Genomic DNA, 13,522 nt, shown 5'->3' on the forward strand with positions numbered 1-13,522 from the left:
AAATGGGCGATTTACGGTCTGCCTGGTCGGCATCCAGGCCGCCCGTCGTCGCCGGACGGCACCGGGGCCGAGTCCGGTGGCCGGCCGCGGCGCCGGCAGGACATCCGCCGCCACGGCCGGCCACACGCTCGGACCACTGCCTCGGAACGCCGTCTCAGACGGCGCGTCCGCGCTGGTAGCGCAGGTGGCAGCGGCAGACCGCGGCGAAGGCGGCCAGCGTCACGGCCGGCAGCCACCGGGCGTCGGCGCCGCGCACCAGGACGTTCCCCAGGAAGGGAAGTGCCAGGAACACGCCCCACCGGGCGGCGAGTTGGATGTCCGCCCGGACGTTGACCTGGAAGTCACGCAGGCGGCCGGTTTCAACCAGGGCTCCGCGAGGGATGTTAGCTTCGTAGCGCTTCAGCTGGGATTCCTTCGGATTCCCCGGAGGCGTCGGGTCAGGAGGCATAGCGCCCTCCTCGATCGAGATGGATGACGAATGAGTGGCCCTGGCGCCGGTTGCCGCCCTTGCCAGGGCCATCTCGTGTCTCGGGACCGTACATCGTCACAGAACCGATCCACCAACGCTACCGTCGGTTAATGGCACGATTCCGGTTGCCGGACGTTTCCAGTTGCGAATCCACTCCATCTTCACAACATGTGTTCGGATACGCCGCATCAGAAGCCGCTATTGACTGCCTGTCAGCATGCATATGCAAGGCGGGAGTTGGTCGCGACCGTCGATCTGCCCAGCGCGTTGCGAAAAGCGTGGGCCATGGGAGGAAACGGGGACCGTTCGCCGGAGCCCCATCCTAGAGTGGGCGGATGACGACGGACACCTGGCATTCCACCGACCCCGGTGTGCTGCGACTGCCCTCCGGGCGCCTGATCAGAGGACGTGGGCTGCGCCGCCCGCTGCCGCCCGGCCCCACGCCGACATACGCCGTCTACCTGCTCGGCAGGCAACCCCCCGAGTTTCCTTGGGAGTTCCGGTGGCTGCGCTGGCCGGACTTCCGGCTGCCCGCCGATCGCGCGGGGGCCGAGACCGTCCTCCGTGCGGCATGGGAGCGCGCCGCGGACGAACGCGTCGAGATCGCCTGCGGTGGCGGCCGGGGCCGCACCGGCACGGCCCTGGCCTGCCTTGCCGTACTGGACGGCGTACCGGCCGACGAGGCGGTGGCCTTCGTACGCCGGAACTACGACCGGCACGCGGTGGAAACGCCCTGGCAGAAGCGCTACGTCCGGCGCTTCCCCGGCTGACCGACAGGGACCGGCCCGTCCCGGCGCGCCACGGACGTCGACGAGGCGTTGCCGGCCACGGCTCGGAGGGACGGTGGCTCGGAGGGACCGCGGCTCGGACGGACGGTGGCTCGGTAGCGGCGCGGAGGCACGTCAGGACACGGAGCCCTCGTCCCCCCACCGGTCGATCTCCACCACGGCCCCCAGTGCTCCCCGTAGCGCCCCCACGCACATGTCACGCAACTCGTCGCGGGTGAACGCCTGATGCGTCAGCCACTCCACGCACAGGGTCCGGACGAACACCAGCCAGCTCATCACCGCCGCCGATACCGTCTCCCGCACGCTGCCGGCGAGCCCCGCGGCGTCGAGCAACCGCCCGCGCAGCACCGCCAGTTCGTCGGTGATCAGGGCCTGGATCACCTGGTCACCGGCCAGCGCACGGTTGGCGGCCAGCACGGTGTTCCGGTTGGCGGCGAAGTAGTCGATATGGGCGTCGAGTGCGGCGGTCAGCTGCGCGAAGACCGGGACGGCCGGGTCGAATTCCGACTTCGCCAGCAGCCGGTCCGCCGCCTGCCGGTAGACCCCGGCGAACAAGTCGCGCTTGCCCGGGAAGTAGCGGTACAGCAAGGCCCGTGAGACGCCGGCCCGCTCGGCGACCTCCTCCATCAGGACGTCGTCGTACGGCTTCGCCGCGAACAGCCGCGCTCCCACGTCCAGCAGCTGGTCGCGGCGCTCGGCGGGCGGAAGTCGGCGGCGGACGGTCATCCCTTCAGGGTAGTTGACACCTGTCCAGCAACGTCCGTACCGTCCCGATACGGCTTACTGGACAGACGTCTACCAAAGCGGAGAGGGGACGATCGGTTCATGGGAAAGGCCAGAGCTCTCAAGTGGCTTGCGTCGCTCATGGGGTTCGCCTGCGTGGCGATCGGCGCCTACCACCTCGTTCTCGGCATCAGCTCGGTCCCCGGCGAGGGCGCGACCGGAGCGACCGTCGACAGCCGGGAACGCTTCTACAACGCGATCTTCCTCGGCTACGGCCTCGCCTGGATCTGGACGGCCCGCCGGTCTCCGATCCCGTCGACCGTGGTGCGCGCACTGGCCGGCGTCTTCCTCCTCGGCGGAATCGGCCGGGTCCTGTCGGTACTCGTCCACGGCTGGCCGCACTGGTTCCAGATCCCCCTGTCAGCCCTCGAACTCGCCCTTCCCCCGCTGTACTTCTGGCTCGCGACGGCGGACGAGAGGGCGCCGGCGGAGGGGAAGGTGACGGATGAGGGGAAGGTGACGGATGAGGGGAAGGTGACGGCTGACCACCGCCCGTAGGTCCGGCGCTTCAGGGCAGCGTCCGCGTCCCCGGTGTCCCGGCGGCACCCCCTTCGCGTACGGCGTGCACCACGGCCTGATGGAGATGTCGCAGGCCGTGCCGCGGGATCGGGGCGGGGCTGCCTTCGAGGTCGTACCACTCGTCGGCACCGGTGTACTGGATGCTGACACGGGCCGTGCCGTTGCCCTGGTCGGTGGTGGTGACGGTCAGGTCGCCGGTGATCACGCCGACCTGGACCGTCATCGCCCCACCGGGGCCGGCCGTGACCTCGTCGCTGATCGCGTCACGGTTGGGGGGATTCACTGCTCGCAGGTGTCCAACATCTCGTCCAGCTCGGCCTTTTCCGGTTCGGTGACGTTCAGGTGGTAGAGGTGTTTGACGTCGGTCCAGGCCCGGGCGTAGGTGCACCAGTACGCGTGGCGCGGCGGGGCCCACTGGTCCGGGGACTGGTCGCCCTTCTGCCGGTTGGACCTGGCGGAGACCGCGATCAGTTGGGAATGGACCAGGTCGTTGGCGAACTTCCTGCGCTCGGGCGTCTCCCAGCGATCGGCTCCGGAGCGCCATGCGTTCGCCAGGGGCACGATGTGGTCGATGTCGAGTTGGCGGGCCTCGGTGAAGGTCTCGCCGTCGTACTCGCTGTACCACGTCCCGGAAATCGCCCGGCACATCTCGTCCTGCTTCACATCCTTTCCGTCGCGGGCAAGAACGACGTCCCGGGTGTTGCATTGTCCGTGTTGCTTGATCCAGTGCGGGAATTTCGCCCGGCTGTAGCCGTTCATGGAATGTGGCGCCGCTACGTGCAGTTCGGTCAGTTCCGTACGGACGACGCCGACGGGAGGCGGCTCCGGCAGTTCCAGGGGATCCGCGGGGTCCGCGGGGTCCGCGGTGTCCGCGGGGAGGGTGCTGGGGCCGGGTGCGGTGTGGGGATGGGGGTGGGGGTGGTGGTGGGGGTGGGGTGTGGGCGTGGGGTCGGCTACTGCGGCGGTTGATGTGGTCGGGGCAATGGCGAGAGCCAGCAAGGCTGTTGCGACGGTGGCACGGCGCCACCAGGAGTTTCCGAACACACAGAGAGCTTCACCAGGGAAAACGATTCGCCATCCCTGAATTCACTCCAAGGAGCGTCTTCTCCCATGGCGTGCATGTTTCGTTGAGCGGCGTGCGACGGCGGATATCAGCCACCGCCGAGTCCGGCGGATCCGGTTTCCCGTTCTCGGCCGAGCCCCCACCGCCGGCCCGCACGGCTCCTGGCCCGGCCCCGGGCCGCGCGCTACCCAGATGTCGTCCGGGCGCGCAGGGCCTGGACGGTCCAGGTGAGGGCCGGGGTCAGGCTCTCCGGGGGCGACCAGCCGTTGATCACGGAGAGCAGCTCCAGGTACCGCTCGCGACGAGGGTCGTTGCTGGTCTCCAGGCGGGTCAGAAGCTGACGCCGGAGGTCACTGTGACCGTGGCCGTGGTGACCCCTGCGGTTGCCGGTCCGGGCGTAGTGCGCCGTGAGGGCCGTGATGACGGGGTCGGCGGCGGGCGAGGCCGGGGCGACACCGGCTGCCAGGACCGGCGGGACCCGATCGCGGACGGTGGCGACGAGATCGCGTTCCGGGGTGGCAGCAGAGGCAGGAGTGGCGGCGCCGGTAGCGGCCGGGTCGGTGGGATCGGACGGACCGGTGGGTTCGGTGGGATCGGTGGGATCGGTGGGGTGATCGTCGCGCGGTGTGCGGTCGGCTGCGTGGTCCTCGGCCATGCTTCGCAGTACGGAGCGGAAGTCCGGGCACTGTGAGAGTTCGGCGAGCTCGACCCATGCGTGGAGCTGGTCGGTGGTGGGGTTTTCGGGCAGCTCCGGGGTCAATGTGCGGGTGATCGCGGCGTAGGGGGAGGCGGTGGCGGGCTCGCCTGCGTACGCCGCTGCTGTCCGGCTCCGTCGTCCCGGTCCGGCGTCCCGGTCCGGCGTCGCAGCCGCGGCCGGCACGTGTGCGGCCGGTGTCCGTAGCGGGCTGCCCGGGTGGTGCGCCGTGCCGGCATGTGTTTCGGCTGCACCCCGCGTACGTCCGAGGCCGGCCGCGGGCGGGGGCTTGGTGGCTCGGCCCGCCTGGTGACCGTTCACGTGTCGGTCGTCCAAGGTCTTCAAGGAGTTTCCCGAGCATGATTTCCTGGCCGGGACAGGCGGACCCTGCGGGCGCGGAGGCAGCTGGTGTCGGGATTGAGCGGGTTTCCCTCTCGGGGCGTGTGGCGGCGGCCGGCGCTGCGGTGGGTGGATGTCGTGGTGGCGGGGGCGCTGGTGGCCCTGCTGTACGGGCTGCTGCGACTGGCGCCTTCGCTGAACGCGCCGTTCCTGCCCAGCACGGCGCCGAGCAGCGTGTCGACGGATCCGTCCCAGCTGCCGTTCTACGCGGTGCGGTCGCTGGTGCGGATGTTCGTCGCGCTGGTGGTATCGGTGCTGTTCACCTTTGTGTACGCCACCGCGGCGGCGCGGTTGCGCCGGGCCGAGAAGGTGCTGCTGCCGGTGCTGGACATCTTGCAGTCGGTGCCGGTGCTCGGGTTCCTGTCGGTGACGGTCACCGCGTTCATTCATCTCTTTCCGGGCTCCGAGCTGGGGCTGGAGTGCGCCTCGATCTTCGCGATCTTCACCGCGATGGCGTGGAACATGACGTTCGCCTTCTACTACTCGCTCATCTCGCAGCCGCGGGAGCTGGACGAGGCCGCGCGGGTGCTGCGGCTGACCAAGTGGCAGCGGTTCTGGCGGCTGGACGTGCCCAGCGGGGTCATCCCGCTGGTGTGGAACGGGATGATGAGCTTCGGGGGCGCCTGGTTCTTCCTGGCCGCCTCCGAGTCGATCTCGGTGCTCAACCACCAGTACGCGCTGCCCGGCGTGGGGTCGTACGCGGCGGCGGCGATCGCGCAGGGCGATCTGGGCAGGGTGGGTATCGCCGTCGCGGTGATGGTGGTGCTGGTGATCGGGGTGAACGCGCTGTTCTGGCGGCCGGTCACGGCATGGTCGGAACGCTTCCGGGTGGAGGAGTCGCAGGCCGCGGAGCGCCCGCGCAGTGTGGTGCTGGACATGCTGCGCCGGTCGTCCGTACCGGGTCTGCTGGGCCGGCCGCTGAAGCGGTTGTGGCCCGCGCTCGACCGGGTCACCAGACCGTTCGGGCTGGCCGAGCACCCCATCGGGGTCTCCCCGGTGCGGGAGCGGACGGGGGATGTGTTCTTCGCCGGGGCGGTCAGCGTGCTGGTCGTCTACGGCGCGTGGAAGGCGTTCGGGTATGTGCACTCCACGGTGGGGCTCGGCGAGTTCGGCCACGCCCTGGCGCTGGGGGCGGCCACTTTCGGGCGGGTGGTGGTGCTGACCGTCGTCGCGACGCTGGTGTGGGTGCCGGTCGGGGTGTGGATCGGGATGAACCCGAAGGTGACCCGGTTCGCGCAGCCGGTCGTGCAGGTGCTGGCCAGCTTCCCGGCGAACTTCCTCTTCCCGTTCGCCACCGCCGCGTTCGTGGCGCTGGGGATCTCCCTGAACGCCGGGGCGATCTTGCTGATGGCGCTGGGCGCGCAGTGGTACATCCTCTTCAATGTCATCGCGGGCGCGTCCGCGATCCCCTCCGATCTGCGGGAGTCGATGACGATGTTCCGGGTGGGCGGGCGGCTGCGCTGGCGCCGGTTCATCCTCCCGGCGATCTTCCCGTCGTACGTCACCGGTGGGATCACCGCGGCCGGCGGGGCCTGGAACGCCTCGATCGTCGCCGAGGTCGTCTCGTACGGGAACCACCACCTGACCGCGACCGGCCTCGGCGCGTACATCACCCAGGCCACCGCCACCGGGGACTTCCCGAAGATCCTCGTGGGCATCAGCGTGATGAGCCTGTACGTGGTCGCGGCGAACCGGCTGTTCTGGCGCCGGATGTACCGGCTGGCCGAGACCCGTTACGCCCTCTGACGAGCCGGATGACCAGCGATGCCCGGCGCTCCCCCGTCCCTCTCCAGGCAGGATCCCTTCCGTGACCAGTAGCGAACTCCGCCCCGCCGATCCGCGTCCGACCGGGGACGTCATCATCCGGGCCGACGCGGTGACCAAGACGTTCACCACTCCCGACGGCCGGGCCCTGCCGGTGCTGGACGGGATCAGCTTCGAGCTGGCCGAGGGCGAGATCGTCGCGCTGCTGGGCAAGTCGGGGTCGGGCAAGTCCACGCTGCTGCGCTGTGCCGCCGGGCTGATCGCACCCTCGACCGGCAGCGTCGCCTACCGGGGCACCCCGCTGACCGGCGCCAACCCGGGGGTGGCGATGGTCTTCCAGTCGTTCGCGCTGCTGCCCTGGCTGACGGTGCAGCAGAACGTCGAACTCGGCCTGGAGGCCCGCGGTATCGGCGAGGCGGAGCGCCGGCGGCGGGCGCTGAAGGCGATCGACCTGATCGGCCTGGACGGGTTCGAGAGCGCCTATCCCAAGGAGCTGTCCGGCGGGATGCGGCAGCGGGTCGGCTTCGCCCGCGGCATCGTCGTCGAGCCCGACGCGCTGCTGATGGACGAGCCGTTCTCCGCGCTGGACGTGCTGACCGCCGAGAACCTGCGTACCGAGCTGGTCGGCCTGTGGGAGGGGCACGAGGCGCCGGTCAAGTCCATCCTCATCGTCACCCACAACATCGAGGAGGCGGTGCTGCTGGCCGACCGGATCCTGGTGCTCTCCGCCAACCCGGGCCGCATCCAGGCCGAACTCACCGTCGGCCTCCCGCGCCCCCGCGACCGCCAGCACCCCCGCTTCGCGGCGCTGGTCGACACGGTCTACGACATCCTCACCGGCCGCGAGGAGGCCGCCGCCGCGGTGGTCGGTGCGGAGGCCGCCGCCGCGGCGGCCGGCGGGGCGGCACAGCGGCCGGCGCCCGCGCCGACGCCGATCAGCGCCCCGCTGCCGAATGTCAGCGTCGGCGGGCTGGCGGGCCTGCTGGAAATCCTGGTCGCCCGTGGCGGGGAGGACGGCCTGGCGGAGATCGCCGACGAGCTCAACTTCGAGGTCGACGACCTCCTGCCGCTCGTCGACGCCGCCGTGCTGCTGAGCCTGGCCCGGACCGACGGCCCGCGGATCGTCGTCACCGACGCCGGCCGGGAGCTGGTCGCCGCCGACATCCTCACCAGCAAGCAGCTCTTCGCCCGCCACGCCGCCACCCATGCCCCGCTGGTCCGCGCCATCGTCCAGGCGCTGGCCGCCACCGAGGACCACACCCTGCGCGAGGACTTCTTCGTGGACCTGCTGGCCCGCGGCTTCTCCGCCGAGGAGGCGCGCCACCAGCTGGAGACCGCGGTGGACTGGGGCCGCTACGCCGAGCTGTACGACTACAACCGGGACGACGGCGAACTCACCCTGGAGCCGGGGGCGCAGACGGCACTGTGACCCGGGGCCTGTCCGGTGGTTCAGGCCCCGGCATGCGGACGCCATCGGTTGGGCCGGCGGTGTCCTCGGCGGCGGCTACGGCTGCTGGGCAGCCGCCACGATGCGGTACGCGGCGGCCCACGGCAGCCCCACGTACCGGGTCAGCCATGCCGCGTCGCGCCCCTGTTGGGCGAGGACGTAGGAGAGATGGACCCAGACGTCGTACGACGGCGGGGTGTCGGTCGCGAGCGCGGCGGGCGTCGGCGATTCGAGCAGATAGGTGCGCTCGATCCCGTCGTCCAGGACGAGGCGCAGGGCGTTGAGTGCAGGGCGGGTCATGGCGTACCTCCCGGGAGTGCCGCTCAGGAAACGGACGCGACGGATGCGGCCGGCACGGCGTGTCCGGCGGGCGCCGGCAGTTCGGCGAGTCCGGCCGGCTCGATGGTCTCCAGGAATTCCAGGCGGTTGCCCACCGGGTCCTGGGTGTAGAAGCGGCGCTGGCCGAGCCGGCTGACGCACCAGACGACCGGGGCGCCGTTCCGCTCCAAGTGGTCGGCGAGCGCGTCGAGTTCGGTCACCCGGACCGCGGGGTGCGCCCTGCGCGGCGGGCGGAACCCGGTCTCGATGTCCACCCGGATCTGCACCTGGCCGCCGTCGGCCTGGAACCAGCAGCCACCGTGCCGGGCGAGCCCGGTCGGTTTGGGGACCTCCGTCATCTGGAGCGCGGTGAGGTAGAAGGTGCGCAGGACGTCCTCGGAGCCGGCCGGGGCGGCCAGCTGGACGTGGTCGAGTGCGACGAACATGGTGAACGGACCTCCGTTCGCTGTCCCTTGGTCAGGGGGACAGCCCCTTGGTCAGGGGGGGAGTCGAGGGCCCGCGGCAGGGGGCTACCGCGTGCCGGAAGAGTGCGAGGACAAGCGAAGGGCGGGCCGATGATGGCCCGGACTACTGCAACTGCAATCCATGTCTCTCGCCTCCTTCCGGCCCGGGACGCCTGCGGTGCGCGTCTGTGACGGCTCGACTCGGCGAAGAGCACGCGACCGGTCCGGCGGCACCGGCCGGCCTGCCCACCTCACCGGTGTTCGAGGGGGCCTCCGCGAAGGGGCCTCTCTGCAAGCCTCAAAGAGTGTAGGCCCGGGTTCGGACGGCGGTGCAACTGCTTGGCGGTTTCTTAACTGACCGGCAATGTGTGTACGGGATCGGCGATGTTCGGGATCGGCCACGTACCCGTCGCAGCGAAGCGAGTGCGGTCCCCCTCCCCCGCGGGGAGAAGGACCGCACTCGCCATCGACCCGGACCGGATCGGCTCACCGGGCCCTGTGGACGACCATGGCGGATCCTCCCCCGCGCCGGACGGGTTCGGCGACCGCCTGGATCGTGCCCTTGGGCCGGAACTCCAGCGCGGCCACCGCGCCGATCTCCGGCGACGGGGTGAAGGCCGGCGGTGCCAGCACGAACTTCTGGCCGAGGGCTTCCAACGCGGCGCGGTCGGGCGACTTGAGGAAGGCGGGTTCGGCTTCGGTCGTGGCCCCGTTCCGCTGCGAGACACGCGGCGCGGCCACCGCCTGCGGCAGGGTCATACCCAGGTCGATCCGGTTGACCAGGGTCTGGAGCACGGTGGTGATGATGGTCGCGCCGCCCGGCGAGCCGACGGCGAGGTACGGCTTGCCGTCCTTCAGCACGATCGTCGGAGACATGCTGCTGCGGGGCCGCTTGCCGCCGTCCGGGAGGTTCGGGTCGGGTACACCGGCCGAGATCGGCGCGAAGTCGAAGTCGGTCAGCTCGTTGTTGAGCAGGAATCCGCGTCCCGGCACGGTGATGGCCGAGCCGCCGGTCTGCTCGATGGTGAGGGTGTACGAGACCACGTTGCCCCAGCGGTCGGCGGTGACCAGATGGGTCGTCGACGGCCCTTCATGGGCCCCCGGGCTGCCGGTGCCGGCGACGCAGCGCGAGCCCGGCCTGCTCGGGTCCGCGGGAGCCAGCGGGCTGGTGAGCGCCGCTTTCGGATTGATCAGGCAGGCCCGGTCCCTGGCGAACTTCTTGGCGAGCAGCCCCTTGGTCGGAACCCGCGAGAAGGCGGGGTCGCCCACCCAGCGGTTCCGGTCGGCGAAGGCGATCCGGCTGGCTTCCAGGTAGTGGTGCAGCGCCTGGACCCGGTCGGCCGGCGAGAGGCGGAAGTTCTCCAGGATGTTCAGGGCCTCGCCCACCGTGGTGCCGCCCGAGGACGACGGCGCCATGCCGTAGACGTCCAGCCCGCGGTAGGCGGTCTTGGTGGGGGCCTGCCCCAGGGCGTGGTAGCCCGCCAGGTCCTTGGGCTGCATCAGCCCGGCACGCACCGCGGGCGCCCCGGCGGCCATCGGCGGCTTCTGCACGGTCTTGACCACGTCCCGGCCGATGTCGCCGTGGTAGACGGCGCCGACTCCCTTGCGGGCGAGCTCGCGATACGTACGGGCCAGGTCCGGGTTGCGGAAGCGCGAACCCACCACGGGCAGTTTCCCGCCCGGCAGGAACAGCTCGTGGGTGGAGCTGAACTGCCGGAACCGGGCCTCGTTCATCTTGGTCTGGGCACGGAACTGGTCGCTGACCACAAAGCCATTGCGGGCGATGGCGGTCGCCGGTTTGAGGGCCTTGGCCAGCGAGATGGTCCCCCAGTCGCGCAGCGCCTTCTGCCACAGGGCGGGGGTGCCCGGAACGCCCACCGACAGCCCGGAGTTGACCGCGGTGTTGAAGGCGATCGGCTTGCCCGTCGACGGGTCGATGAAGGAATTCGGCCGCATGCGGGCCGGCGCGGTCTCGCGGCCGTCGATGGTGCGGATCTGATGGGAGCGGGCGTTGTACGAGACCAGGTAGCCGCCGCCCCCCACGCCCGCCGAGTAGGGCTCGACCACGCCGAGCGCCGCTGCGGTGGCGACCGCCGCGTCCACGGCGTTGCCACCGTGCTTGAGTACGTCCATACCGGCCTGGGTGGCGTACGGGTTCACGCTGGAGACCGCACCGCCGTTCCCCACGGCGACGGCCTGCTTGGCGGGGGGCCGCTGCCCGGCCCCGGCAGCGGAACCCGCGGCGGACGGATCCGAGGGGGCCGCGCCGAGGGCGGTGGCGGGAACGAGGAAGGGGACGGTGACCACAGTCGCCGCGGTGACGGCAGCGGCAAGGACACGACGAACAGTCATAAACGCTCCGTAAACCTCGGGTGCTGAGGGGGTACCGAAACCCTGTCAGCGAGTGACGGCACCAGCAACGAATGGCGAAAAGAATTGCGCTAAACCTGAGGTTCCCGGCCAGTAGGCGGCCGGAAATCCTCCCCTGTGCCGCCCCGGCCGCGACGCCGCTGCCCCGATGGCGAGAAGCGCCCCCTTGCCGGCGCCCGCCGCTTGCCGGGCCGTCGGATACGGCACTAGCTTCGCCCCGCGCCGAGGCCCCGGTGACCTCGGACCAACCCGCAGCGACCTCGACGGAACACCGGACGGACCACCAGTGGGAGTGCGCCAGGGTGAAGATCTTCGTCTCCTCCGACATGGAAGGCACCACGGGAGTCGTCGACTGGTCGCAGTGTCGGGCCGAGGAGTCGGCCGCCGAATACGCCTACTACCGCGGCCTGTTGCAGCACGAGGTCAATGCCGCGATCGACGGGGCGCGGGCCGGCGGCGCGACCGCGTTCCTGGTCAACGACTCGCACGGAAAGATGGCCAATCTGCGCCCGGACGCCCTCGCGGGACGGGCCCGCTACCTGTCCGGCCGGCACAAGCCCCTCTACATGATGCAGGGCCTCGACCCGTCGTTCGACGGCGTCTTCTTCGTCTCGTACCACGGCTCGATGGCCGGCTCCCCGGCGACGCTCTCGCACACCTACAACCCCCGGGCGATCGGCGAGGTACTCCTCAACGGCATCACCGCCGGGGAGAGCGCGATCAACGCCCTGGTGGCGCTGGGCCACCGGGTTCCGGTCGCGCTCATCACCGGCGACGACACGACGGCCGCCGAGATCGCACCGTTCTGCCCGGACGTCCGCAGCGCCGTCGTCAAGTCGTCCCTCTCCCGGTTCGCCGCGGACAGCCTGCACCCCGAAGACGCCCGCGAGTTGATCCGCAGGACCGCCCGGGAGGCCGTCCGCGCGCTGCCCGGGACCGGCCTCCCGCGCATCGATCTGCCGGCCACGCTGACCGTACGGTTCCGCAATCCGGACCTGGCCGACATGGCCGCCTGGATCACCGGCGTCGTCCCCGTCGACGCCGTCACGGTCCGGCTCACGGACGAGGACCCGGTCCGCCTCTACCGGCGGTTCGTGACGGTCGTCCTCCTCACCCGGGGCATCGCGGAGTGAGGCCGGCCGCGGCGGAACGGAGGCCGGCAGCCGCCGACACCCGGATCCCGCAGGTCTGTTGACGTGCCGCCGCCCGTCCGCTGAGGTAGGCGCTGCGTGCCGTCGGCGGAGGAGAACCCGTGCGCATACCGCGATTCCCGGAGCCCGGCGCGACCGGCTCGGTGACCGTCCGAGCCACCCCCGAGGCCGCGTACCGCGTCGTCAGCGACCCGCCCGTGATGGTCCGGTTCGCCGAGGAAGCGCATCGGGCCCGGTGGTTGCGGGGCGCCGGGACCGCGGCGGTGGGCGCCCGCTTCCGCGGCTACAACCGCAACGGTCTCCGCCGCTGGGTCACCACCTGCCGGGTCACGGACGCCGACCCGGACCGGCGCTTCGCCTACGAAGTGACGGCGTCACCACTGCGCATCCCCATCTCCCGCTGGCAGTACGACATCGAGCCGACCGGCGAGGGCTGCACCGTCACCGAGACGAACTGGCTGCGGGTCCCCCTGTGGTTCATCCCCTTCGCCATCACGATCACCGGCGTCTCGGACCGCATCGGAACCAACGACGCCCACATCACCACCACCTTGCAGCGCCTCAAGGCACACCTGGAGCAGTAGCCACGGGAGGCCCGGCCCGCGCGAGCGCCGGCCGCAACTGAACAGCGCCTGGTCGACGTTCAGTTGCGGCCGGCTCAGCCGGTCCCCGGGAGCGCAGCTGCACCACCCCGCACACCGGACAGACGCGGACAGGGCGGTCGCAAGACCGCCCTGCCGGACTTCGCCGCCGCGTGCTCAGCGCGACGCGATCACGCGCCGGCCGCGGTGACGACGGCGTCCGTGGCGAAGCCGAGGACCAGGCCGAGGAAGATGCAGCCGGTCGTGAGGTTCTTGCGGCCGGTCTTGCGGGCCACGGCGAGCAGTTCGATCACGACGTAGAGGATCGAGCCGGCGGCCAGGCCGAGGAAGGCGATCGAGAGGGTGTCGTTGACCAGGTGCTGGCCGACGACGGTACCGACGAACGTGGGGCCGCCGCCGATCAGACCGAGCAACAGCAGGGTGGTCCAGGAGGGACGTTCGCCCTCCGCCGCGAGCGGGGCGACGATGCCGAAGCCCTCGGTCGCGTTGTGCAGGCCGAACCCGATGATGAGCAGGACGGCGAGCGAGAGTTCGCCCTGCGCGGCGGAGTTGCCGATCGCCAGGCCCTCGGCGAAGTTGTGCAGCCCGATACCGGTCGCGATCATCAGCGCGAGCGAGCCGGCCTGGCTGCGCTGCCGGGGCGCCAGCTCGGTGGCCGTCGCCGCACCGGGGCCGGCGGGGCGCCCCGCGG

15 protein-coding genes are annotated in these 13,522 nt (G+C 71.1%); 6 read left to right on the forward strand and 9 right to left on the reverse strand.

Features of this window, described 5'->3' with window-relative positions; all coding sequences use genetic code 11:
• Window positions 1-154: 154 nt before the first annotated feature.
• Complete coding sequence (locus RZ84_RS04370) at window positions 155-448, reverse strand: hypothetical protein (protein ID WP_043263160.1); 294 nt, start codon at window positions 446-448, stop codon at window positions 155-157.
• Window positions 449-804: 356 nt separating this feature from the next.
• On the opposite strand from RZ84_RS04370, the gene RZ84_RS04375 reads away from it, so the two are divergent.
• Window positions 805-1,239: a protein-tyrosine phosphatase family protein gene (locus tag RZ84_RS04375; RefSeq protein WP_043263161.1), complete on the forward strand. Its 435-nt coding sequence runs from the start codon at window positions 805-807 to the stop codon at window positions 1,237-1,239.
• A 132-nt stretch (window positions 1,240-1,371) separates the two neighbouring features.
• On the opposite strand, the gene RZ84_RS04380 is transcribed toward RZ84_RS04375, so the two are convergent.
• Window positions 1,372-1,983 (reverse strand): TetR/AcrR family transcriptional regulator, encoded by a 612-nt coding sequence (locus RZ84_RS04380; RefSeq protein WP_043263162.1) that lies wholly within the window; start codon window positions 1,981-1,983, stop codon window positions 1,372-1,374.
• A gap of 99 nt (window positions 1,984-2,082) precedes the next feature.
• Between RZ84_RS04380 and RZ84_RS04385 the strand changes: the two genes are divergently transcribed.
• Window positions 2,083-2,538, forward strand: coding sequence for a DUF4345 domain-containing protein (locus tag RZ84_RS04385; RefSeq protein WP_052229779.1), 456 nt, complete (start codon window positions 2,083-2,085; stop codon window positions 2,536-2,538).
• A 10-nt stretch (window positions 2,539-2,548) separates the two neighbouring features.
• Here RZ84_RS04385 and RZ84_RS04390 read toward each other — a convergent pair whose 3' ends face one another.
• The 3 genes from RZ84_RS04390 to RZ84_RS04400 all read right to left on the reverse strand — a co-directional run bounded on the left by RZ84_RS04390 (window position 2,549) and on the right by RZ84_RS04400 (window position 4,502).
• Entirely contained in the window at window positions 2,549-2,782 is a 234-nt protein-coding gene (locus tag RZ84_RS04390) for a hypothetical protein (RefSeq protein ID WP_241778012.1), read from the reverse strand.
• A 56-nt stretch (window positions 2,783-2,838) separates the two neighbouring features.
• Window positions 2,839-3,603 (reverse strand): HNH endonuclease family protein, encoded by a 765-nt coding sequence (locus RZ84_RS40565; protein ID WP_043263164.1) that lies wholly within the window; start codon window positions 3,601-3,603, stop codon window positions 2,839-2,841.
• Between the two features lie 203 nt (window positions 3,604-3,806).
• Entirely contained in the window at window positions 3,807-4,502 is a 696-nt protein-coding gene (locus RZ84_RS04400; protein ID WP_052229780.1) for a hypothetical protein, read from the reverse strand.
• 255 nt (window positions 4,503-4,757) lie between these two features.
• On the opposite strand from RZ84_RS04400, the gene RZ84_RS04405 reads away from it, so the two are divergent.
• Window positions 4,758-6,461 (forward strand): ABC transporter permease, encoded by a 1,704-nt coding sequence (locus RZ84_RS04405; RefSeq protein ID WP_241777570.1) that lies wholly within the window; start codon window positions 4,758-4,760, stop codon window positions 6,459-6,461.
• A 61-nt stretch (window positions 6,462-6,522) separates the two neighbouring features.
• Window positions 6,523-7,908: an ABC transporter ATP-binding protein gene (locus tag RZ84_RS04410; RefSeq protein ID WP_107068069.1), complete on the forward strand. Its 1,386-nt coding sequence runs from the start codon at window positions 6,523-6,525 to the stop codon at window positions 7,906-7,908.
• A 75-nt stretch (window positions 7,909-7,983) separates the two neighbouring features.
• Here the strand turns inward: RZ84_RS04410 and RZ84_RS04415 are convergent, their stop codons facing one another.
• The 3 genes from RZ84_RS04415 to ggt all read right to left on the reverse strand — a co-directional run bounded on the left by RZ84_RS04415 (window position 7,984) and on the right by ggt (window position 11,060).
• Window positions 7,984-8,226, reverse strand: a complete 243-nt coding sequence (locus RZ84_RS04415) for a hypothetical protein (protein ID WP_043263167.1) — start codon at window positions 8,224-8,226, stop codon at window positions 7,984-7,986.
• 23 nt (window positions 8,227-8,249) lie between these two features.
• Window positions 8,250-8,690: a VOC family protein gene (locus RZ84_RS04420; RefSeq protein ID WP_052229781.1), complete on the reverse strand. Its 441-nt coding sequence runs from the start codon at window positions 8,688-8,690 to the stop codon at window positions 8,250-8,252.
• A 504-nt stretch (window positions 8,691-9,194) separates the two neighbouring features.
• Window positions 9,195-11,060, reverse strand: coding sequence for a gamma-glutamyltransferase (ggt, locus tag RZ84_RS04425; protein ID WP_043263168.1), 1,866 nt, complete (start codon window positions 11,058-11,060; stop codon window positions 9,195-9,197).
• Between the two features lie 320 nt (window positions 11,061-11,380).
• Here ggt and RZ84_RS04430 point away from each other — a divergent pair, with 320 nt between their 5' ends.
• The gene (locus tag RZ84_RS04430) at window positions 11,381-12,211 is read left to right on the forward strand and encodes a M55 family metallopeptidase (RefSeq protein ID WP_043263169.1); all 831 of its coding nucleotides are present in this window, start codon (window positions 11,381-11,383) and stop codon (window positions 12,209-12,211) included.
• 119 nt (window positions 12,212-12,330) lie between these two features.
• Window positions 12,331-12,813 (forward strand): SRPBCC family protein, encoded by a 483-nt coding sequence (locus tag RZ84_RS04435; protein ID WP_241777571.1) that lies wholly within the window; start codon window positions 12,331-12,333, stop codon window positions 12,811-12,813.
• Window positions 12,814-13,001: 188 nt separating this feature from the next.
• Here RZ84_RS04435 and RZ84_RS04440 read toward each other — a convergent pair.
• Window positions 13,002-13,522: ZIP family metal transporter (locus RZ84_RS04440; RefSeq protein ID WP_198539937.1), on the reverse strand; the 521-nt coding region annotated here is incomplete at its 5' end.

It is taken from the genome of Streptomyces sp. CT34, assembly GCF_000805335.1.
Taxonomy (GTDB): Bacteria; Actinomycetota; Actinomycetes; order Streptomycetales; family Streptomycetaceae; genus Streptomyces.